Source organism: Lysobacter sp. 1R34A (assembly GCF_051217035.1).
In the GTDB taxonomy this organism is placed as follows: Bacteria; Pseudomonadota; Gammaproteobacteria; order Xanthomonadales; family Xanthomonadaceae; genus Lysobacter.
On the sequence record NZ_JBPKJP010000073.1, the window covers coordinates 1 to 22,017 of the forward strand.

Sequence of the window (22,017 nt, forward strand, 5' to 3'; positions counted from 1 at the left end):
CCCTCCACCCGCCGCGCCATGGACGACGCCGACGAGGCCGCCGCGCTGTACGCGTTCCGGCGCTGGCGCGACGAGTCCGGCGCGGTGCTGCGCGAGGCCCATGCCGGCGTCGCGGCGCCGGCGCTCGAACTGCCGGTGCTGTGCATCGCCTCGCAGCGCGACGACGACGTCGCGCCGGAAGTGTCGGCGCAGTTCGCAGCGGCGATCGGCGCGACTTTGTTAACGTGGCCGTCGCCGAGCCATGTCGGTCCTTTGCTGGGGCGCGACGCCGCCCGGCTGGCCGCGCAGGCGGCCGACTGGCTGTCGGCGAGGTAAACGATACCGGCCGCACCGCCACGCCCCGGGCTGCATTCAGCCCGGGTTGACCGCTGCGGCCCGACGATCCATCCCGCGCCATCTCGGCGCCTGGAGCTCACGATGAACCGCTTGCTAGTCACCGCCCTGGGCCTGGGTCTGGCCGCCACCACCGGCGTCGCGTCGGCCCAGTCGTACGGCCAGCCTTACGGTTCGTCGTATGGTTCGTCCTATGGCGCCTCGCAGCCGGCCGGCGACTACAGCAGCCAGGTCGACTACGCGCGGGTCATCCGGGTCGACCCGGTCTTCGACCACTACAGCTCGCAGCCGGTCAACCAGGGCCAGCGCTGCTACGAGCGCCCGACCTACGTCCAGGGCGACTCGTATTACGGCAACGAATACGAACCGCGTCGCGACGACGGTTATTACGACCAGTACGGCAACCAGCGCCGCGCGGTCGGCACCGAGGGCGGCCGCACCGCCGCGACCGTGGTCGGCGGCATCGTCGGCGCGGTGCTCGGCAGCAAGGTCGGCGGCGGCAGCGCGCGCTATGCGACCTCGGCGCTGGGCTCGATGGTCGGCGGCATGGCCGGGCGCAGCATCTACGAGCAGAGCAAGCGCAGCCAGGAGCCGCGCACCGGCACGGTGCGGGTCTGCGACCCGGTGCCGGCCAACGGCGGCGGCAACTATTACTCGGGCGGCGAGCGCTCGGTCAGCGCCTACGACGTGACCTACGAATACGCCGGCAAGACCTATCGCACCCGCACCAACCACAACCCCGGCGACCGCATCCGCGTGCGCGTCGACGTGCGGCCGGACTGAGCCGCGCCTCTAGCGGCGCAAGCAACGCTGCGCCGCCGCGGCCGAACGCCGGGACCGAAAGGTTCCGGCGTTTTCGTTCCTGCGGCGCCGACTGCGGACGCGCGGCCCGCGAGCCCGCAAGGCAACCCGCAACCCGCGACGCGGTAGGGCGACCGCAGTGCATCGGATGTGCGAAAGTCGGCAACAACGCCATGCTCATCCTCGGATGGGCCGCGGCCGGCCGATGCGGCATCGACGACGGCCGCGACGACCGGCGCGCAGACTCTCATCCGGACTCAAGGAGATCGCCATGCAGGACAGCGTGTTGCTCAAGATCGGTCTGCCGATCGCGATCGCCATCATCATGTGCGGCATCGGCCTGACCCTGCGCGGCGAAGATTTCCAGCGCATCGGGCGCAATCCGCGCCCGGTCGCGGTCGGCCTGATCGGCCATTACCTGCTGCTGCCGCTGCTTGGTTTCGCGGTCGCCTGGCTGTTTCCGCATTCGCTCGAATTCGCGGTCGGCTTCGTGCTGGTCGCCGCCTGCCCGAGCGGCAGCAGCTCCAACGCGCTGACTTATCTGGCCCGCGGCAACGTCGCCCTGGCGGTCACCCTGACCGTGATCAGCGCGCTGGTGACCTTCCTCAGCGTGCCCTTGCTGGTGAACCTGGCCTTGCAATGGTTCGGCGGCGAGACCCGCGAGATCCGCCTGCCGGTCGGCCAGACCGTGATGCACCTGGCCGCGCTGGTGCTGGTGCCGGTGCTGCTCGGCATGGCCCTGCGCCGTTACGCCAGCGGTTTCGCCCTGCGCGTCGAACCCTGGGTCAGCCGCTTCGCCTTGCTGTTGTTGCTGCTGCTGATCGTGGCGATCAGCGTGACCCAGAGCGAGTTGTTGCTGCGCACCTTGCCGGAGCTCGGTCCGGCCGCGCTGGCGATGTGCTCGGCGGCGATCGGCGGCGGTTTCCTGCTGGCGCGGCTGACCGGCCTGGCGCTGCGCGATGCGATCACCGTCGGCATGGAAGTCGGCGTGCAGAACAGCACCCTGGCGATCGTGATCGCGCTGACCCTGCTGCAGTCGCCGCAGATCGCCGTGCCCGCGGCGATCTACGGCCTGTTGATGTACCTGCCGGCCTTCATCGCGGTCGCGCTGGGCCGGCGTGCGGTGGCGCGCCGCGAGCGGGCCGAGGCCGTCGGCGCGGCCTGAGCCACGTCGCCGGGCCGCCGCGTATGGCCAAGCCCGGCACCCGCATCGCGCTCAGCGCCAGTCGATCTGGCCGCGCACCACGTTGCTGACCCGGCCGCCCGACCAGACTTCGCCGTCGCCGTCGACCCGCAGTTGCAGGCGCGCATCGAAGCCGACTTCGCGGCCCTGGCTGACGGTGTAGCGGCCGTCGCGGCCGGGCAGGGCGCCGTTGTGGTTGAGCCAGGCGGCGAGGGTGGCGTTGGCCGCGCCCGAGGCGGCGTCCTCGAACTGCGCCGGCGCGCCGACGAAGGCGCGCACGACCAGGTCGTAGTCCTGGCCGGCGTCGGCGCGTGCGAACGCGCACAGGCCCATGCTCTCGGTGGCTTCGGCCAGACGGCCGATCGCGGCCCAGTCCGGGGTCGCGGCGCGCAGGGCCGTTTCGTCGCGCAGTTCGGCCAGCCACCAGCGTCGTCCGCCGTCCATCAAGGCCGGCGGCAGGGCGCCCAGCGGCAGCCCGCGCAGGGTTTCGGCCAGGCGCGGGTCGCCGGCGGTAGCGGTTTCCAGCACCCGCGCGCGCGGCGTGCGCACGGCGATGGTGCGGGCGTCGCCGTCGCCGTCGACCGACAGCGGCAACAGGCCGACCACGCCTTCCTGGAGCAGGTGGCCGTCGACCGGCGCGGCCAGGCCGGCCTCGAGCACCACGCAGGCGGTGCCGACGCTCGGGTGGCCGGCGAACGGCACCTCGCGGCGCGGGCTGAACATGCGGATGCGGTAGCTGGCGCCGGGCTGGGTCGGCGGGAACACGAAGGTGGTCTCGGGCAGGCGGGTCCAGCGGGCGATGGCCTGCATGGCGGCGTCGTCCAGGCCTTGCGCGTCGAGGACCACGGCCAGCGGATTGCCGGCGCCGGGGCGGTCGGCGAACACGTCCAGTTGCAGATAGCGGCGTTGCGTCATTTCGGTTGGGGTTCCGAAGAGTCCGTGCAGGTGGCGGTACACAGGCGGTGAGGGCGGCAGGGCCCGGAATACAGCGTCGGGAACACGCTCGTGAGCCGGCAGGTTTCGACTAGAATCGTCGCTTCGTGCCCGGGCTCCCGGGCGAGCGCGTGATTCTAGGCGCGACGAGCCTGCAAGTGTGGAATCCCGTGTCGGCCGGACAGGCCGGTTGCGGGCCGATTTAGTTGCAACTGAATCTAGCCGCTCCGGCAGCGTGCCGGGGCGTACGACGAATGGAACGACAACCGAGGAATACGTGGTGGCGCAAGCGACAGGCTGGGTGGTGCTCAAGTTCGGTGGTACTTCGGTATCCCGCCGCAACCGTTGGGACACGATCGGGCGCTTGGCCTCGAAACGTATGCACGAGGAGGGCCGCCGCGTCCTCGTGGTGGTCTCGGCGTTGTCGGGCGTGACCAACGAATTGCAGGCGATCGCCTATGCGCCGGCCGGACAGGACGAAGGCTTCGCGGCGCGTTTCGCGAGCCTGGTCGAGCGCCATAGGGCGTTCTGCGGCGAACTCGAACTCGATCCCGACGCGGTGCTCGGCGAACGCCTGGCGAAATTGATCGCACTGGAAACCGATCCGCGCGCGGCCAGCCGCGCGCTGGACTGGCAGGCCGAAGTGCTGGGCCAGGGCGAGCTGCTGTCCTCGACCATCGGCTCGGCCTACCTGCGTTCGCAGGGGCACGACTTCGGCTGGTGCGATGCGCGCGACTGGCTCGATGCGGTGTCGCTGCCGAACGCCAGCGACTGGGCCCAGCGCTTGTCGGTGAACTGCCGCCACCAGGGCGATACCGGGTTCGGCGAGCGCTTCGATGCGCAACCGACCGCGATGCTGATCACCCAGGGCTTCATCGCCCGTCACGGCGACGGCGGCACCGCGATCCTCGGCCGCGGCGGTTCCGATACGTCGGCCGCCTATTTCGGCGCCCTGCTGAAAGCGCAGCGGGTCGAAATCTGGACCGACGTGCCGGGCATGTTCAGCGCCAACCCGCGCGAAGTGCCGGACGCGCGCCTGCTCGCGCGGCTGGACTATGCCGAAGCGCAGGAAATCGCCACCACCGGCGCCAAGGTGCTGCACCCGCGCTCGATCGCGCCGTGCCGCGACGCCGGCGTGCCGATGGCGATCCTCGACACCGAGCGCTTCGACCTGCCGGGCACGCGCATCGATGCCAGCGCGGTCACCGTGCCCGGGGTCAAGGCGATCAGCCGCCGCAACGGCATCGTGCTGGTGTCGATGGAAAGCATCGGCATGTGGCAGCAGGTCGGCTTCCTCGCCGACGTGTTCGAGCGCTTCAAGCGCCACGGCCTGTCGATCGACCTGATCGGCTCGTCGGAAACCAACGTCACCGTCTCGCTCGACCCGAGCGAGAACCTGGTCAACAGCAACGTGCTCGAAGCGCTGTCGGCCGACCTGGCCGAGGTCTGCCGGGTCAAGGTGATCGCGCCGTGCGCGGCGATCACCCTGGTCGGGCGCGGCATGCGTTCGCTGCTGCACCGTTTGTCCGACATCTGGGCGGCGTTCGGGCGCGAGCGCGTGCACCTGATCTCGCAGTCGTCGAACGACCTCAACCTGACCTTCGTCATCGACGAGGCCGACGCCGACGGGCTGCTGCCGCATCTGCACCACGAGCTGATCCGCAGCGGCGCGATGCCGGTGCGCGACGACAGCGTGTTCGGGCCGAGCTGGCGCGAAATCGCGCACGGCAAGCCGCAGCGCGCGGCGGCCTGGTGGCAGGGCAAGCGCGAGCGCCTGCTCGCGATGGCCGAAGCCGGCACGCCGCGCTATGTCTACGACCTGGCGACGGTGCGCGAGCGCGCCCGCTCGCTGATCGGTACCGAAGCGGTCGACCGCTGCTTCTATGCGATGAAGGCCAATTCGCACCCGGCGATCCTCAAGGCCATCGTCGGCGAAGGCTTCGGCCTGGAGTGCGTGTCGCTGGCCGAGATCGAACGCGTGTTCGCCGCGGTGCCGCACATGGCGCCGGAGCGGGTGCTGTTCACTCCGAGCTTCGCACCGCGCCACGAGTACGAAGCGGCGCTGCAGCGCGGGGTGATCGTCACCCTCGACAACATCGAAGCGCTGAAGCGTTGGCCCGAGGTGTTCCGCGGCCGCACGCTGTGGCTGCGCCTGGACCTCGGCCACGGCGAAGGCCATCACGAAAAAGTGCGCACCGGCGGCGTCGCGGCCAAGTTCGGCCTGCCGCTGTCGCGCTTCGATGCCTTCGTCGAGGAAGCGCGCAAGCTCGGCGTGCGCATCAGCGGCCTGCATGCCCACCTCGGCAGCGGCATCGACGACCCGCAGCACTGGCGCGGCGTCTACGCCAGCCTGGCCGGGTTGGCCGACAGCGTCGGCACCATCGAGACCATCGACATCGGCGGCGGCCTGCCGATCGCCTACACCCCGGAGGCGCCGCAGTTCGACCTGGCGCAATGGCGCGCCGGCCTGGAAGAGATCAAGGCCGCGTATCCGCGCTACGGTCTGATCATCGAGCCGGGCCGTTACCTGGTCGCCGAATGCGGCGTGTTGCTGCTCGGCGTGACCCAGGTGATCGAGAAGGACGGCGTGCTGCGCATCGGCTGCGATGCCGGCATGAACGCCCTGATGCGCCCGGCCATGTACGAGGCCTACCACGGCATCCACAACCTCAGCCGTTTCGAGGATGGGCGGACCGCGACCTTCGACGTGGTCGGCCCGGTCTGCGAAAGCAGCGACGTGCTCGGACGCGCACGCCTGCTGCCGGCCGCGGCTGCCGAGGGCGACACGATCCTGGTCGCCGATGCCGGCGCCTACGGCATGGCCATGGCCAACACCTACAATCTGCGCGCGCTGCCGGTGGAAGAGGTGATCGAATGATCGTCGCCGCGACCCAGCGCCCGCGCCCGAGCGCACTCAAACCCCTGTTCGGATATCTCCCGGCGCTGTCGCAGGCCCGGCGTGTTTTCCGGTTTATCGCTGCAACCGCGCCCGCCGGAGCCGACGCATGATCCCGACCCAGAGTTCCTTCAAAGCCGACGTGTTCCGCTTCGTGCGTTGCGGGCTCGACGCCGCCACCGGCGTCGCCGAACTCGTCTACGCCTTCGACGACGGTCCGGAACTGATCGAGACCATCACCGTGCCGGGCGCGCCGTTCGCCCTGGCCGGCGCGCGTGCGTACGCGGTCGAGCGCGCCCTGCGCCTGCTGCACCTGATCGCCGGCGTGAGCTATTACAAGGCGGCGGTGCCCGAGACCATCCGCATCGACTCGTATGCGATCGATGCCGAGACTGCGGCGCTGCTGGAGTTGATCTACGTCAACGGCCTGGGCGAGTTCGCCTACCGCAACGGGCTGAACCTGCACGGCAAGATCCGGTTTCCGGTCGAGGCCGCCGCGGCCGACGCCAAGGCGGCCCCGCTCGGCCTGAAACCGCACGCCCTGGTCGCGATCGGCGGCGGCAAGGACTCGCTGGTCAGCATCGAGGCGTTGCGCACGCTCGGGGTCGAACAGACCGTGACCTGGATCGGCGGCTCGCAACTGATCGCCGCCTGCGCCCAGCGCACCGAGCTGCCGACCCTCAACCTCGGCCGCGCGCTGGCGCCGCAGTTGTTCGAACTCAACCGCCAGGGCGCCTACAACGGGCACATCCCGGTGACGGTGGTGAACTCGGCGATCATGGTCCTGGCCGCGTTGCTGCACGGCGTCGACCAAGTGGTGTTTTCGAACGAACGCTCGGCCAGTTACGGCAGCCTGATCGAAGGCACCGGCGAGGTGAATCACCAGTGGTCGAAGGGCTGGGCCTGCGAGCAGGCCTTCGGCGACTACGTCCAGCACCGCGTCGCCGCCGACCTGCACTACTACTCGCTGCTGCGCCCGCTCAGCGAGCTCGCGGTGGCGCGCCAGTTCGCCCGCACCGACCGCTACGACACCCACTTCAGCAGCTGCAACCGCAACTTCCACATTCTCGGCGAGCGTCCCGCCAGCCGCTGGTGCGGAGTCTGCCCGAAGTGCCATTTCGTGTTCCTGGCGCTGGCGCCGTTCATGCCCAAGCCGCGTCTGGTCGGCATCTTCGGCCGCAACCTGCTCGACGACCCGGCCCAGACCGGCGGCTTCGACGCGCTGCTGGAATACCGCAACCACAAGCCGTTCGAATGCGTCGGCGAAGGCCGCGAGTCGCGCGCGGCGATGGCGGCGCTGGCCGAGCGTCCGGAATGGCGCGAGGACACCCTGGTCGAACGCTTCGCCCGCGAGATCCGCCCGCAACTCGGCGGCGACGACCTGCGCATCGAACCGCTGCTGGTGCTGGACGACGAACAGCGCCTGCCGCCGGCACTGTGGGAGCGGCTGCGTGCGCATTTCGCAGCTTGACGGGCAGCGCGTCGCGCTGTGGGGCTGGGGCCGCGAAGGCCGCGCGGCGTATCAGGCGATCCGTTCGCGCCTGCCCGAGCTGGCCCTGACCCTGTTTTGTTCGGCCGATGAAGCCGCCGACGCGCGCGGCTTGAACGATGCCCGCCTGGCGATCGAGACCGCGGCCACCGCCGAACGCCTGAGTGCGTTCGACTGGGTGGTCAAGTCGCCCGGCATCAGCCCGTACCGTGCCGAAGCATTGGCCGCGGCCGAGCAGGGCACCCGTTTCATCGGCGGTACCGCGCTGTGGTTCGGCGAGCATGCCGATGCGCGCACCGTCTGCGTAACCGGCACCAAGGGCAAGAGCACCACCACCTCGCTGCTCGCGCATCTGCTCCGCGCCGGTGGCCACCGCACTGCCCTGGCCGGCAACATCGGCCTGCCCTTGCTCGAAGTGCTGGACCCGGCGCAGCCGCCGGAGTTCTGGGCGATCGAACTGTCGAGCTACCAGACCGGCGATGTCGCCGCGGGCGGGGCCCGCCCCGAGGTCGCGATCGCCCTCAACATCTACCCCGAACACCTGGACTGGCACGGCTCACAGGCGCGCTACGTCGAAGACAAACTGCGCCTGCTGACCGCGGGCAAGCCGAAGATCGCGGTGTTGAACGCCAACGACGCGGTGCTCGCCGGCCTCGGCCTGCCCGACAGCGAGGTCCGCTGGTTCGGCCGCGAAGACGGCTGGCATCTGCGCGGCGACGTGCTGTGGCGCGGCGAGCGCGAAGTCATGGACACCTCGGCCCTGCCGCTGCCCGGCCGCCACAACCGCGGCAACCTGTGCGCAGTGCTGACCGCAATCGAAGCGCTCGGCGTCGACGCCGTGCCGCTGGCGCCGCACGCGGCGAGCTTCCGTCCCCTGCCGCACCGGTTGCAGCCGCTCGGCGAGCGCGAGGGCCTGGTCTACGTCAACGACTCGATCAGCACCACGCCGCACGCCAGCCTGGCCGCGCTCGACTGCTTCGCCGGTCGCCGCATCGCGATCCTGCTAGGCGGCCACGATCGCGGCATCGACTGGCAGGTGTTCGCCGACGCGATGCGCCGGCAGGCGCCGGTCGCGATCGTGACCATGGGCGAGAACGGCCCGCGCATCCACGAACTGCTGGCCTCGATCGCGGCGCAGTCCGACTTCCGCCTGTCCGCGGCCAAGGACCTCGCCGAGGCGATGGCCCAGGCCCAGGCGGCGTTGCGCGCCGACGGCGGCGAGGACGGGGTGGTGCTGTTGTCGCCGGGCGCGCCGAGCTACGGCCCCTACCGCGACTACGTCGCCCGCGGCCGCCATTTCGCCGAACTGGCCGGCTTCGACCCGGACTCGATCAGTGCGATTGCCGGGCTGGGCATTGGTTAAGGCATTAAGGCGGGAAGCAGTAATCAGGAACTAGGAACTAGTTTGAGTAGTGAGCGGGGCGCGACCGCCGGAGCCTCTTGGCCTTTGCCTTTACTCGTTCCTCGTTCCCAACCACTAGTTCCTAGTTCCTAACCACTAGTTCCTGGCCTCTAGCCATCACACACCAGGCAACCCAAACGCGCTAGTCTCCGGCGGACCTCGCCAACCCGGAGCCCTGCCATGCGCCGTCTCGCCCTTGCCTTGTCGCTCGTACTGTGCGTCTCGCCCGCGTTCGCGGCGATGCAGGCCAAGCCCGTGGAATGGAAGATCGGCGACGACAGCTTCAGCGGTGTGCTGGTCTACGACGACGTCAACAGGATCAAGCGCCCGGGCCTGGTGATGGTCCCGAACTGGATGGGCGTCACCGACGACGCGATCAAGCTGGCCAAGAGCATCGCCGGCGACGACTACGTGGTGCTGGTCGCCGACGTCTACGGCAAGAGCGTGCGCCCGAAGGACAAGACCGAGGCCAAGGCCGCGGTCGGCAAGGCCTATGCCGATGGCGGCACCACCTTGCGCAAGCGCGTCGGCGAAGCGGTCGCGGCGTTGAAGGCGCAGGACAAGACCGCGCCGCTGGACGCCTCCAAGGTCGGCGCCCTGGGCTTCTGCTTCGGCGGCTCCGCCGCCCTGGAACTGGCCCGCACCGGCGCCAACCTGGCCGGCGTGGTCAGCTTCCACGGCGGCCTGAAATCGTACCTGCCGAGCAACGGCGTCAAGGTCAACACCTCGCTGCTGGTGCTCAACGGCGCCGCCGACAAATCGGTGCCGCAGGAAGACATCGTCGCGTTCGAGAAGGAAATGAACGAAGCCGGCGCCGACTGGCAGTTCGTCAACTACAGCGGCGCGGTGCATTGCTTCTCGCAGATCGAGGATGCCGACAACCCGGTCGGCGACAACTGCCGTTACGACGAACGCGCGGCGCGTCGCTCGTTCCAGGCGATGCGTTCGTTCTTCGCCGAGCGGTTCGGCGCGAACTGACGGCGGCGCCGCTTCGCGTTCGAAGGGTAGGAGCGGCGCAAGCCGCGGCCGCGCCGCCTCGACCTCGCGGCGTTCGACCGTAGCCTTCTTGTAGGAGCGGCGTGAGCCGCGACCGCGATGCGTCAATCTCGCGCCGATGTCGACGGCCGCCCGTCAGGGTAGGAGCGACGCAAGTCGCGACCGCGCCGCCTCGACCTCGCGGCGTTCGGCCGCAGCCTCCTGTAGGAGCGGCGTAAGCCGCGACCGCGATGCGTCAATCTCGCGCCGACGCCGATGGCAGCCGTCAGGGTAGGCGCGACGCAAGTCGCGACCGCGCCGTCTCCGGTCGCTGCGTCACCGGCCGTGGGGCGGTGAAGCCAGAGCAATAGCAAAGCTTCCGCCCCCTAAAGGGTGCGGGTAACTTTCTTTTGTCCAAAGCAACAAAAGAAAGTCACCAAAGAAAAGTGCTTTTCCCTGCAAGGGCACCAGCCCGCACGATCGGTGCCGACGCAGGGATGCTCCAGACAGGCCATCCATGGCCTGCTTGCGCACGGCCCGCATCCCTGCGGGCCGCCCTCCGGGCCTTCTGTTGCCCGGCAAGGCACAGAGCAAATCAAAGTCACGGCAACGGCAACGGCAACGGCGCCGCGTACCGTCCACTGTAGGAGCGGCGTGAGCCGCGACCGACCAACCCCGCACCCGCGTCGGCGGCCACAGATTCGCGGTCGCGGCTTGCGCCGCTCCTACCCCGGCGAAAGCGCGCCGCCTCGATGGGCGGCGTCTGCCTTATTGATTCTGCGCGCCCGAGGTCGCGGCTCACGCCGCTCCTACAGGGTGCAGTCGCCGCGCTCCGATGCGCTATTGCTGCCCTTGGCTTTGGCTTTGGCTTTGCGTCGCCGAGCACTCGCGAAGGCCAAAGAAGACCCGGAGGGGCGGCGCGCAGGGATGCGCGCCGTTTTTCATCGGGACAAGGATGTCCCGTATGAAAAATCCCCGCGAATACATCGAACACGCGGGCCCTTGATTCAAAAAGAAGCACTTTTCTTTGGTTACCTTTCTTTTGTTGCTTTAGACAAAAGAAAGTAACCCGCCGCTTTAGTGGCGGAAGCTTTGGGTTTGATCTTGATCTTGATCTTGATCTTGATCTCGCTCGATGAGCGATGCGCCGCAGACCGTAACGGCGATGTCGCGGCTTGCGCCGCTCCTACCCTGGCGGGAGTGCGCCGCTTCGATGAGCGCTGTCGGCCTTGTCGATTCCGCGCGTCCCGCGGTCGCGGCTCACGCCGCTCCTACAGACAGAAGCTGACCTTCCACCGAACCCCCCCCCCCGCGACTCAGTGGTCGCGGCTGACCGCATACCGCGCCAAACCCCGCAACGCGGAGGTGTAGTCGTTCTCCTCCAGCGCATCCAATGCCGCCTCGGCGGCCGCGGCGTAATCGCAGGCGCGCTTGCGGCTGTAGTCGAGGCCGCCGGTGGCGTGGATCGCGGCCAGTACTTCCGGCATCGCTTCGGTGTCGCCGTGCTCGACCGCGGCGCGCAGGCGCGCGCGGGTGGTGTCGTCGCTGTGGGCGATGGCGTGGATCAGGGGCAGGGTGGCCTTGCCTTCGGCGAGGTCGTCGCCGAGGTTCTTGCCCAGGGTCTGGGCATCGGAGGCGTAGTCGAGCACGTCGTCGGCGATCTGGAAGGCGTAACCCAGGGCCATGCCGTAGTCGTGCATGCGCTGCTGCACCGCGGCGTCGGAGCCGGCGAGCACCGCGCCCAGGCGGGTGGCGGCGGCGAACAACACCGCGGTCTTGCGCTCGATCACGCGCAGGTAGGCGGTCTCGTCGGTGTCCGGGTTGCGCACGTGCAACAGCTGCAGCACTTCGCCTTCGGCGATCTGGTTGGTCGTGTCGGCCAGGATCTTCATCACTTCCAGGCGGTCGAGTTCGACCATCAACTGGAAGCTGCGCGAATACAGGAAGTCGCCGACCAGCACGCTGGCGGCATTGCCCCAGACCGCATTGGCGGTCTTGCGCCCGCGCCGCAGGTCGGACTCGTCGACCACGTCGTCGTGGAGCAGGGTGGCGGTGTGGATGAATTCGACCACCGCGGCGAGCTGGTGCGCGTCCGGGCCCCGATGATTGAGGGCGCCGGCGGCCAGCAGCAACAGCATCGGCCGCAGGCGCTTGCCGCCCGCGCCGACGATGTACTCGGCGACCTGGTTGATCAGCACCACGTCGGAAGACAGGCGCCGGCGGATCAGCGCATCGACGGCCGCCATGTCGTCACGGGCCAGGGATTGGATGGTCGCCAGATCGGCGACGGACATGGTCGTGGCGCTGGGAGGCATGGGACGGCCGAGTGGTTGGAATCGCGATTATAGAGTGTGAGCGCCGTCGAGCTTAAGCCCGAGCCCGAAGCTGTGAAAACGGGGCGGTTTTGCCGAGTGGGCCGGCGGGGCTCGCCGAAGGCCGAAACCAGGCCGGACCACGATTCCGCGGCGGTCGGAGCGGGGGCGGGTCAAGGACCGGCGTTTGACCGGGCGTTCGGGCCGCCGCGACCGCGGCGCACAGCTCTTGCAGCGTATCCGGCCACAGCCCCTGTAGGAGCGGCGCAAGCCGCGACCAAGGACCGCGCAGAGGCAACAGTGCCGATGTCACCGAGCGAAGCGGTCGACTGTTGCCGGGTAGGAGCGGCGCAAGCCGCGACCGCCATGCCCGGCTTGCCGCGTAACACGGACACCCCCGAGGCAGGGCAGACAGACCTGACCCCAGGCGCCCGCAACCGCCTCCGCCCGTCCAGCCCGGCTCCAGGCCGGCCTCGAGACCACGTCGCGTCCGCCAACGCAACCGCGTCCCCCAGGTATTCGATCAAGCCCCAAACCCAAGCCCGCCAAGCCTCCAGCCCCTCTCAGCCCAGCCCGCCCCAGGCTCGACCCGGACATCCCCATCGGACAAACCCCACCCCAGGCCGCGCCGGGCTCCGATGGCGGGGGAGGCCGCTATAATCCATCATCCCGGCCGTACCCCCGGCAATTTGTAAGGAATCCCATGGCACGCGGCATCAACAAGGTCATCCTGGTCGGCAACCTCGGTAACGATCCTGAGACCAAATACACCCAGGGCGGCATGGCCGTGACCACCCTCAGCCTGGCCACCACCAGCGTCCGCAAGGACAAGGACGGCCAGACCCAGGAACGCACCGAGTGGCACCGGGTCAAGCTGTTCGGCAAGCTCGGCGAAATCGCCGGCGAATACCTGCGCAAGGGCCGCCAGGTCTATATCGAAGGCTCGATCCGCTACGACAAGTTCACCGGTCAGGACGGCGTCGAGAAGTATTTCACCGACATCATCGCCGACGAGATGCAGATGCTCGGCGGCGGCGACGCGGGCGGTGGCGGCGGCGAACGCCCCGCGCGTTCCTCCGGCGGCGGTGGCGAGCGTTCCGCGCGTCCGTCCGGCGGCGGTGGTGGCGGTGGCGGTTATGGCGGCGGACGCCAGGACTCCGCGCCGCGCCGCGAAGCGCCCCCGGCCAAGTCGAACGACTTCGGCGACGATTTCGCGGACGACGATATCCCGTTCTGAGTCGGCGCGCCGACCGCTGCGTTCAAAGACGGGGGGCTTCGGCCTCCCGTTTTTTTTGGCGCCGCATTGGGGCCGAGACCGGAGCGACGCAGCCTGCCTCACCATCCGATCGGGTCGCCGCCCAAGATTACGAAATGATTCCGGATGCCTACCGACCCTGAAACCCGAGAGCCCCACTCGCGATGGCGATGGCAAGATGCCCGGGGCTGCGCTGCCTGTTTCCCGCATGTTCCGGGCCCGACGCATCCGTATATGGAATCGTCGCCCGGGTGCTGGGCCGCCTTCGGCGACGTGCTTGCGCGTGAATACAGCGACCCGGTGTACTTCGACATCCATCGCCTGTCCGTAGACGCCTATGCGGTCCAGCACCCCGGGCGTCCGAGCCGGCAAAGCATCCAGTCCGTCGGCGTCCATCCGGTGCGCTTGCACCTGTTCATGGAACAGGGGTTCGCCCCCGAAAAGGCGAATGCCGCGATGCTCGCCGCAGCCAAGGAAAAACACAGCTACATCTGGCTGGAGCCGCCGCAGTCGCTCGGCGCGATCACGGTCGCAGACGTGGCCGGCGCTCACTCGGTCAGCGACCATAAGCAAGCGGTAAGGGACTGGGCGGCCTGCGCCTGGCAGGCTTGGTCGATCCACCATGACACGGTGAGGAACTGCGCGTCGCGGTCGGGTAAGGCGTTCAAGCCGTATCAGTCGAGCAGCGGCTCGGCTTGACTCGGACGCTTGCCATCGGCCTAGATCGCGGACGTGGACGCTGCGAAGTATTCACCGACAGCATCGCCGACGAAGGCTTAGCGTTGCTGGGGAGCGCGCGTGCAATCGATGGAATGGGCGAGCGCGACTCTCGCTGGAACCCGGCGCGCGCCGAGCCGCAACCTTCGCGGTTAGCCTTCCGCGCATCTCTAGGGTGATGAGGGGCTTGAAATCGGCGCAATGTCGCTTGCATACAAGCGCACGTGTGCCGCGCGGGCCATGATCCGACGGCGCAAGCGCAGACAGCTGCGCGCACATGCCGGCGGTGTGCCGTCGGTCACCGCGACGCCTGCCGCTCCTGCTCGCCGGAGCGCTGGAGGCATGCCTGCTCCATTATTCGTAATGCAAAGGTGCCCGACATGGCAATAGTCAATCTCATGGAAGGACGTGGCGTGATCGCACCGCCGCAACCGCAGCCTCAACCTCAGACGCATGTAGTGCGAACAGGCGACACGCTCAACGACCTGGCCTCGCGGTATGGCGTGCAGCCCCATGCGATCAAGCAGGCCAATCCGGACATATACCGCCACCTCGGCCCCGACAGGCGCGAGCAGGCGCTGCTCAATGGCGGCGACGTGCTGTGGGCCGGCGACGTGCTGGTCATTCCCGGCGCCTCCATGAGCGTGACCGAGCCGCCGATCGACAGCGACGATGTCAGTCCTGCGTTCCCTTCGCCCAACAGCGAGTATCGGGTCGGCGGGATCACCTTCAACCCTGGCGACGGCACGGTGAAGTTGACCGCCGAGCAACAACTGGAACTGGCCGAAAGCCGGCCGGGCGACGTGTTCGGGCTGGGCCAGCCGGGGCGGGGAGGAGTCAAGTTCGAGTTCGTATCCAAGCGGGAGTTGACCGCCGGAATCGGCAACAAGAATGGCGATACCGAACTGACGGTCGAATTTCAGGCCGACATTTCGCTCAAGGGCGGGGCCGGCCATGGCGGCACCGCGATCGAGGCCGGTGTCGGCGCGGGTACGCGGATCAAATACAAGGTCGTGCTGCCGGGCGAGAACCGGGATCCCGGCAAGGTCGCCTTTATCGACCCGACCGATCCCTCCCTCATTCCCGATGGCGCCACCATCACGATGGACGGGCAGGTCTTCGCGAACACCGCGTTCGGGGCGTCGTTTCAGTACGCGGCGACTCATTCGCAACGGGTCGACGCGGCCGGGATGACCTACAGCATCACACGCAAAGGCGACAGCATCAGCGTACTGGTGGGGCCGACCCAGGTGGTCGAGGCGTTCAGCGGTGCGGGTATCCGCGTCGGCGACGTGACCGCGATCGCGGGCCGCCAGGACCTGCTGTCCGATTCGCGGCTGCAGGCCGCCACGTTCGCGCTCGATCGGCCCGACAGCCAGGCGGCGTACAGTCATTTTCTGGCTACCGGTCAGATCGCCGATCGGACCGACGGCGTCAGCGGCGTGGCGGCGATCGAGCGTGTCGATATGTCGTCGCAGACCCGAGTGAAGCTGGAAGCCGGGCCGATAGGTTTCGACATCGCCGGCGCGCAGAGCACGGCGAGCTACGTGCGCGCCGAGTTCCCCGACGGTTCCTCCACTCAGACCTTCGAGTTCAACAGCACCAGTCTTTATGGCGGCGTGCCGGTGCAGATCACCTCGCGCTTCGATGCCTCGGGAGAAGAGCTTTTGTCCAGGCGAACCTACGCGTACACCCTGAAGACCGAGGAGGGTAGCTTGGGCCTGCTCAACATGGCCTTGACCGGAGGTTCGCCCAACGGCCCGGCAAAACCCGGCGGGCCGATTACCCTGAGCTTCGACCATGCGCAGATGACTCGCCTGATGAGCCAGGCCGGGGTTGCCCGCAACGCCTATTCGATCTCCAGCCAGGGCGATCGGTTGGGGATCTTGTTGGGCGAGGGCGACCCGGATCGTTCGGTCCACGACCGCGCCGTCAGCTTCGCGGTGAGGATGGGCACCACGCTGGGCAGCGACCCCTATAAATTCTGCGATCGGCTCGTGGAGATCGCGCGCGGCGCGGACGGCGATCTGTTCGGCGGCGGCATGACGGCGATACAAGCCACGGTAAGTTGACGTGGTCTGCGTGATCGACAATGCGGAACGGCCGGTCGCGGCGCGCGTCCCCACGATCCGCTGTTGCCGCGGCCTTACCTATTCGCGTCGAGCCCGATCAGGCGTTGGGCGGGATCAGCAACCGTTCCCGTCGTTCGCGATCGCGCAGTACATCGAGATCGCCGGCCGAGTAGCGAAAGATGTCCAATCCGCAATCGGCCGGCGCGCACACCAGACGGCTGGGTGAATGCCCCGCCAGCTCGTTAAAGTCGCGAGACATATGAGCATGATCGAAATAGCCGAAATCCTGGGCGATGGTGGCCAGATTGCGTTTGCCGTCGGACAGTACGGCCGACAATGCGCCGATGAAGCGGCCGACGCGCCTCGCGTCGCGCAGCGTGAACCCGTAACGAGTGGCGAAACGGCGCTCGAACTGCCGCAGGCTCAGGGCGTTATTGCGCGCCAGCGCATGCGGCGAAGCGAATACGTTGGCGATCTGGAGTACCCGATCGGGCTTTATGATCCGGTCGCGTTGTTCGACCAGCCAAGCACCGAGTATCTGTGTCCACTCCGTGGGTCGAGTGCTGACGGCCAGGCGGTCGGACAACGCGCCGACCGCGCGGGCCGAGGCCAACTCTTTCAGGGGCCACATGGCGTCGCCCAGCAAGCGCTGGTCCAGGCCGAACAGGTCGTGCAGCCGTCCGGGGCTCAGCAGTGCGGCCACGAAAATTGTCCCGGGTTCGGCCCGATAGCTCAGCGGTCGGGTGAATGGACCACCGGCGAAGCTCGAGGGCATGGTCCGCCAACCTCCAGGCGACTCATGGATTGCGAGCGCACCTTTCAGTACCGCGACGAGCACCGGAAACGGAGAGGCATGAAGGAACTGAGTCCGCGGCGATGGCGCTTCGATCTGGAAATAGTGAACGAGGTCGCCAGCGCCCGACGGTGGCGGAACGATCAGGCGCCGCGGAGGTTGTTCGCTCGCACTCGTGAGATCGGTGGTCGTATGCATGCGGGTGAGTTCAGGGAGAGCCGGCTTGAAACCGATGCTGAGCCGGCGCTCGAACAGGACGAGGTCCGAAGGGCTGGGAAGCGTCCGGCGCTACACGATGCCATACCGACCGGTTGGAGAGTTGTGCCCCGATCGCCGAACCGAGCGCAAGTCTTCGGGTTGGGGCGATACGCCATACAGAGCGCGAAGTCGCGGCGCGCGTGGCGTGCGCACGCCGCCGCGGTTCTTGCAGCCCTGCCCACTTGACGGACGCCGCGGCTGACCCGCAATCGACTTGCAGAGAACTCAGATGACGACTTCCCGAAACCGGCTGACGGTCCATGCCGGCACGAGCATGATCGTGCTGGCGCTGCTGCATCTTGGTGTCCTGGGCTGGGACGCCCTCACTTATCTGCCTGACTGGATGGACGGAAAGCTGTGGACGTTCGAGCACTGGAGAGCCCCGGCCGTGATGCGGGCGGAGCTTGTGCGGATCAACTACGCATTCTGGACGACGTTGGGCAGCTTCGCGTTGCCTTGTGTTGCAATGGGATTGGTGCTGCGAGAAATAGGGGCGCGCGGGCTGCCGGTGCCGTCCGGTGCGGCCTGGGTGTTCTTCGTCTGGAGCGCGACCGCTTCGGCGGTGATGGAGCCGGCCGGGTTTCCCCTGGCATTCATTCCCGCGTGCTTGATGCTCGCCAGTTCGCGGCAGCGTCCACGGATCGCTCCATGACCAGCGATAGTTCCTGCGGCGATGCCCGCCCGACCACAGGCGTCCGCGGGCCGGCGCGGCCGGGTTTCGTCCACCTTGTCGTCGGCATTGCCGGGTTGGCTGCATTTCTGTTGACCGGCGCCTACATGGCATTCCAACTCGACCATCTGCACGGGATGCCCTGGCCGCAACGATCGATGTATCGCAGCGCGCACATCTATCTGTTGTTCGGTGCCGTCCACGCGCTCGCCGTCGGCGCGGTGCGTCCGTTCCCGAACTCCCCCTGGGCTGCGCGTCTGGTCCTGCTTCCGGTAGCGCTGGAGCCGGCGATCTTTCTGATCGCTTTCTTCCTGGAACCGGCGGGCCTCATGCTGTCGAGGCCGATCTCTCGCCTGGGGATCTACATTGCGTTCGCCTCATCTGTCGGCTTGGTTATCCTGCTGGCGAAGGAGCGAGAGTCTATGCGGTCGCTCGCACTGCGTATGCACACCCATCAACCCAAGGCTGAGCGTGAACCGAAGGTCGGCCTGTGACCGCAGCGCTTCGAATCGAGTGGCGGCGAGAGCTGCCTTCGAACCATGTCAAGCCTGCACGACAACCCGCCCCGCAACCACCACCCGCACCACCCGCAACTGAGCATCCAACACCACCAGATCCGCGCGAGCCCCAGGCTCCAGTCGGCCGCGGTCGCTCAGGCCGAGGTAGTCGGCGGGGAAGGTGGAGACGCGATGCGCGGCGTCGGCGAGGTCCAGGCCGACTTCGACCAGGTTGCGCAGGGCCTGATCCATCGTGAGCGCGCTGCCGGCGAGCGAGCCGCTGGCGAGGCGCACGCAGCCCAGGCATTTGTGCACGCGCTGGGAACCGAGGGCGTATTCGCCGTCGGGCATGCCGGTGGCGGCGGTGGCGTCGGTAACCGCGTACAGGCGCGGGATGGCGCGCACGGCGAGGCGGATGGCGCCGGGGTGCACGTGTTGCAGGTCGGGGATCAGTTCGGCGTATTCGGCGTGGGCGAGGGCGGCCGCGGCGATGCCGGGCCGGTAGTGGTCGACGCCGGTCATGCCGTTGAACAGATGAGTGAAGCCGGCGGCGCCGGCGCGCAGTGCGGCCAGGCCTTCTTCGTAAGTGCCGGCGCTGTGGCCGATCTGGACGCGGATGCCGAGCGTGTTCAAGCGCGGGATCAGTTCGGTGTGGCGGCCGATTTCCGGGGCCAGGGTCAGGACCCGGATCGGCGCCAGCGCATGCAGGCGCTGCACCGATTCGAAGGTGGCCTCGACGGTCAGCGGCGGCTGCGCGCCGAGGCGCTGCGGGCTGATGAAGGGCCCTTCCAGGTGCACGCCGAGTATCTGCGCCGCGTCCGGGTCGGGGTCGGCGATCGCGCCGGCGAGGCCGCGCAGGGCGTGGACGATGTCGGCCTCGGCGGCGGTCATCGTCGTGCCCAGCAACGCAGTGGTGCCGTGGCGCACGTGGGTGCGCGCGATGGTGCGCGCGGCGTCGCCGCCCTGCATCAGGTCGACGCCGGCGGCGCCGTGCACGTGCAGGTCGATGAAGCCGGGCAGGACGATGAGTTCGTCGTCGGCAGCGGCATCGGTGCTCGCTGCGAGCGGGCCTTCTTCGATCGCGCGAATCCTGTGATCGAAGCCGATGCGTCCGCGGCGCCAGCCTTCCGGGGTCAGGATGCGGCCTTGCAGACTGTGCAGGTCGGTCACGGCAGCGGCTCGGCGATGATCAGTTCGATGCCCCGTTGTTGCAGGCCTTCTCGGTAGCGGTCGTCGATGCCGGCGTCGGTGATGATGGCGTGGACCTGGTCGAGGTGGGCGATGCGGTGCAGGCTGACCCGGCCGAACTTGGACGCGTCGGTCAGCACCACGATGCGGCGTGCGCGCTCGACCATGCGGTGGTTGAGGCGGGCTTCGGCTTCGTCGTGGGTGGTCAGGCCGAACTGCAGGTCCAGGCCGTCGACGCCGAGGAACAGGGTGTCGAAGCTGTAGGCGGTCAGGCTGGCCTCGGCCTGGCTGCCCTGCAGCGACAGCGATTGCTTGCGCAGTAATCCGCCGGTCAGCAGCACGTCCACGCCGGGGGCGTTGGCGAGTTCCCAGGCGATGTTGAGGCCGTTGGTCATCACCGCGACGTCGCGATGGCCGCGCAGATGGCGGGCCAGGGTCATGGTGGTGGAGCCGGAGTCGATGATGATGTTGTCGCCGGCCTGCACCAGTTGCGCGGCGCGCGCGCCGATGCATTCCTTCAGCGGCAGGTTCAGCGCGTCTTTCTCGTGGATGTCCTGTTCCCGCGGCGGCGTGCGCACCAGGGTGGCGCCGCCGTGGGTGCGGGTGGCCAGGCCCTGCGATTCGATATGGCTAAGGTCGGCGCGGATGGTCACCGCCGACACCCCGAACTGCTCGACCAGGTCGGCGACCTGCACCGAGCCGTGTTCGACCAGGCGCTGCAGGATCTGTTGCCGGCGCGAGCGGGTATTGCGTATGGCCATCTCTGAGTCCGGTGGAGAGCCGAAAATCAGCCGTTCGCCGCGGCGTCGGCCGTGGCCTGCGTGCGCTCGCCGGCCGCTCGCTCGCCGGCAGCGTTCGAAGCGCAGGCGCGGGCGTACTCGTCCAGGCACAGGCCGATGCGGTGGCGGACCAGGGCTTCGGGGGTGTTGGCCAGGGTGCCCGCACGCACCGCGCGGTATTGCTCGGGCAGGTATTGGCTGAGCAGGAATGCCGGCGGCGCATGCGCGCGCAGGTTGTCGAACAGGCGCTGCACTGCGGCAACCAGGGCCGGTTCGCCCCAGTAATAGCGGCAGCGGTCGCTGAGCGCGTACAGGCGCAGCAAGTGCAATTCGTGCTCGTCGCCGTGGTAGTGCTGCTGCCAGTGCTTCGGGTTGTCGAGCATGCAGCGCTCCAGCACCTGCGGCACGGCCGAGCATCGCTCAGGCGGCAGCAGTTCGGCCTCGATCGCGGCCAGCGCGAACAGCGCCTCGCGGTAGGCGAAGGTCGCGGCCGGGCCGACCTTGAGGATGGCGAAGTGGTCGCGCACCAGCGCGTGCAGGCCGGGTTCGCGCTGGTAGTCGGTGGAGTGCGCTTCGAACACGATGCGCGGCTGGCGTTCGAGGAAGTCGGCCAAGTCCGAGGCCGCGGCCGGGTCGTAGTCGTGCACGCTGCTGTGGTCGAAGTCGACGCCGGGCTGCACCACCATCGCGATCACCCGCTCCCAAGCGCCGGCCAGATCCGGTGCGGCGAAAGCCTCGCGGTGGATGGCCAGGGTCTGTTCGGCCGCCTGCGGCGTGGTCACCGCGAGGCCGCCGGCCAACGAGGCTTCGCCGCCGGGCACCGGCACTTCGGTGCCGATCACGTACACCGGCGGCGGCAGGCCGTGTTCGGCGGCGGTGCGTTCGGCGATCCGCGCCAGTTCGGCCGAACGCGCGGCGACGGTGGCGTCGGCGAGCGGGGTCGGGTCGTCCGCGCAGGACATGCTGCAGTCCAGGTGGATCTTGTGGAAGCCGGCCGCGACATAGGCCTCGATCAACACCCGCGCATGCGCCATCGCTTCATCGGCCGGGCGCTTCTGCCAGGCATTGGGGCCGAGGTGGTCGCCGCCGAGCACCAGCCGTTCCACCGGGAAGCCTTCATCGCGCGCCAGGCCCAGCACGTAGTCGCGGTACTGCGGCGGGGTCATGCCGGTGTAGCCGCCGAACTGGTCGACCTGATTGGACGTGGCTTCGATCAACAGCAAGGTGTCGTGCCGGCGGGCCACGTCCATCGCGGCGCGCAGCACCAGTTCGTTGCTGCAGCACACGCTGTACAGGCCGACATTGCGGCCCTGGCGATGGGAGGCGATCAGCGATTGCACGGGCGACATGGGAACTCCAACGCGGTCGGAACGGCGTATCGAGAAGTGACGAACTCAGGACAGAGCCGGGCGCCAGGCCAGCAGCGCCGCGCCGCGCGCGCCGCCGGCGCCGCCGAAGCGCGGC

18 protein-coding genes are annotated in these 22,017 nt (G+C 68.5%); 12 read left to right on the plus strand and 6 right to left on the minus strand.

Going from position 1 to position 22,017, the window contains the following annotated elements; all coding sequences use genetic code 11:
• From ACSAMQ_RS15070 to ACSAMQ_RS15080, 3 genes are all read left to right on the plus strand, one after another.
• The coding region (locus ACSAMQ_RS15070; protein WP_435396424.1) for a hypothetical protein at positions 1-315 on the plus strand (315 nt) is incomplete at its 5' end.
• A gap of 102 nt (positions 316-417) precedes the next feature.
• Positions 418-1,116 carry a glycine zipper 2TM domain-containing protein gene (locus ACSAMQ_RS15075; protein WP_435396425.1) on the plus strand — a complete coding sequence of 233 codons (699 nt, stop codon included), beginning with the start codon at positions 418-420 and terminating at the stop codon, positions 1,114-1,116.
• 289 nt (positions 1,117-1,405) lie between these two features.
• Entirely contained in the window at positions 1,406-2,299 is an 894-nt protein-coding gene (locus ACSAMQ_RS15080; protein WP_435396426.1) for a bile acid:sodium symporter family protein, read from the plus strand.
• 51 nt (positions 2,300-2,350) lie between these two features.
• On the opposite strand, the gene ACSAMQ_RS15085 is transcribed toward ACSAMQ_RS15080, so the two are convergent.
• Positions 2,351-3,232 (minus strand): PhzF family phenazine biosynthesis protein, encoded by an 882-nt coding sequence (locus ACSAMQ_RS15085; RefSeq protein ID WP_435396427.1) that lies wholly within the window; start codon positions 3,230-3,232, stop codon positions 2,351-2,353.
• A gap of 295 nt (positions 3,233-3,527) precedes the next feature.
• Here ACSAMQ_RS15085 and ACSAMQ_RS15090 point away from each other — a divergent pair, with 295 nt between their 5' ends.
• From ACSAMQ_RS15090 to ACSAMQ_RS15105, 4 genes are all read left to right on the plus strand, one after another.
• On the plus strand, positions 3,528-6,128 hold the full coding sequence (locus tag ACSAMQ_RS15090) for a bifunctional aspartate kinase/diaminopimelate decarboxylase (protein WP_435396428.1): 2,601 nt from the start codon (positions 3,528-3,530) through the stop codon (positions 6,126-6,128).
• A gap of 127 nt (positions 6,129-6,255) precedes the next feature.
• Positions 6,256-7,617 (plus strand): UDP-N-acetyl-alpha-D-muramoyl-L-alanyl-L-glutamate epimerase, encoded by a 1,362-nt coding sequence (murL, locus tag ACSAMQ_RS15095; protein ID WP_435396429.1) that lies wholly within the window; start codon positions 6,256-6,258, stop codon positions 7,615-7,617.
• Entirely contained in the window at positions 7,598-8,998 is a 1,401-nt protein-coding gene (murD, locus tag ACSAMQ_RS15100; protein ID WP_435396430.1) for a UDP-N-acetylmuramoyl-L-alanine--D-glutamate ligase, read from the plus strand. Before murL ends, murD begins: the two co-directional genes overlap by 20 nt.
• A 219-nt stretch (positions 8,999-9,217) precedes the next feature.
• Positions 9,218-10,015 (plus strand): dienelactone hydrolase family protein, encoded by a 798-nt coding sequence (locus ACSAMQ_RS15105; RefSeq protein ID WP_435396431.1) that lies wholly within the window; start codon positions 9,218-9,220, stop codon positions 10,013-10,015.
• 1,313 nt (positions 10,016-11,328) lie between these two features.
• Here the strand turns inward: ACSAMQ_RS15105 and ACSAMQ_RS15110 are convergent.
• A complete protein-coding gene (locus tag ACSAMQ_RS15110; protein WP_435396432.1) occupies positions 11,329-12,327 on the minus strand; it encodes a polyprenyl synthetase family protein in 999 nt (332 codons plus the stop codon).
• Between the two features lie 700 nt (positions 12,328-13,027).
• Between ACSAMQ_RS15110 and ssb the strand changes: the two genes are divergently transcribed.
• The 3 genes from ssb (at position 13,028) to ACSAMQ_RS15125 (ending at position 16,368) form a co-directional block, all read left to right on the plus strand.
• The gene (gene ssb / locus ACSAMQ_RS15115; RefSeq protein WP_057917313.1) at positions 13,028-13,561 is read left to right on the plus strand and encodes a single-stranded DNA-binding protein; all 534 of its coding nucleotides are present in this window, start codon (positions 13,028-13,030) and stop codon (positions 13,559-13,561) included.
• A gap of 144 nt (positions 13,562-13,705) precedes the next feature.
• Positions 13,706-14,278 carry a DUF5946 family protein gene (locus ACSAMQ_RS15120; RefSeq protein WP_435396433.1) on the plus strand — a complete coding sequence of 191 codons (573 nt, stop codon included), beginning with the start codon at positions 13,706-13,708 and terminating at the stop codon, positions 14,276-14,278.
• Between the two features lie 398 nt (positions 14,279-14,676).
• Positions 14,677-16,368 carry a LysM peptidoglycan-binding domain-containing protein gene (locus ACSAMQ_RS15125; RefSeq protein ID WP_435396434.1) on the plus strand — a complete coding sequence of 564 codons (1,692 nt, stop codon included), beginning with the start codon at positions 14,677-14,679 and terminating at the stop codon, positions 16,366-16,368.
• 97 nt (positions 16,369-16,465) lie between these two features.
• Here the strand turns inward: ACSAMQ_RS15125 and ACSAMQ_RS15130 are convergent, their stop codons facing one another.
• A complete protein-coding gene (locus tag ACSAMQ_RS15130) occupies positions 16,466-17,359 on the minus strand; it encodes a helix-turn-helix domain-containing protein (RefSeq protein ID WP_435396435.1) in 894 nt (297 codons plus the stop codon).
• Between the two features lie 289 nt (positions 17,360-17,648).
• Here ACSAMQ_RS15130 and ACSAMQ_RS15135 point away from each other — a divergent pair, with 289 nt between their 5' ends.
• Both ACSAMQ_RS15135 and ACSAMQ_RS15140 read left to right on the plus strand, forming a co-directional pair.
• Positions 17,649-18,071, plus strand: coding sequence for a hypothetical protein (locus ACSAMQ_RS15135; RefSeq protein WP_435396436.1), 423 nt, complete (start codon positions 17,649-17,651; stop codon positions 18,069-18,071).
• Positions 18,068-18,583, plus strand: a complete 516-nt coding sequence (locus tag ACSAMQ_RS15140) for a hypothetical protein (protein WP_435396437.1) — start codon at positions 18,068-18,070, stop codon at positions 18,581-18,583. The genes ACSAMQ_RS15135 and ACSAMQ_RS15140 overlap by 4 nt, the downstream gene beginning before the upstream one ends.
• 48 nt (positions 18,584-18,631) lie before the next feature.
• On the opposite strand, the gene nagA is transcribed toward ACSAMQ_RS15140, so the two are convergent.
• The 3 genes from nagA to ACSAMQ_RS15155 are packed head-to-tail and all read right to left on the minus strand — an operon-like array spanning position 18,632 to position 21,902.
• On the minus strand, positions 18,632-19,756 hold the full coding sequence (gene nagA / locus ACSAMQ_RS15145) for an N-acetylglucosamine-6-phosphate deacetylase (RefSeq protein ID WP_435396438.1): 1,125 nt from the start codon (positions 19,754-19,756) through the stop codon (positions 18,632-18,634).
• Entirely contained in the window at positions 19,753-20,529 is a 777-nt protein-coding gene (locus ACSAMQ_RS15150) for a DeoR family transcriptional regulator (protein ID WP_435396440.1), read from the minus strand. Before ACSAMQ_RS15150 ends, nagA begins: the two co-directional genes overlap by 4 nt.
• A 32-nt stretch (positions 20,530-20,561) precedes the next feature.
• The gene (locus tag ACSAMQ_RS15155) at positions 20,562-21,902 is read right to left on the minus strand and encodes a D-tagatose-bisphosphate aldolase, class II, non-catalytic subunit (protein WP_435396439.1); all 1,341 of its coding nucleotides are present in this window, start codon (positions 21,900-21,902) and stop codon (positions 20,562-20,564) included.
• Positions 21,903-22,017: the final 115 nt, after the last annotated feature.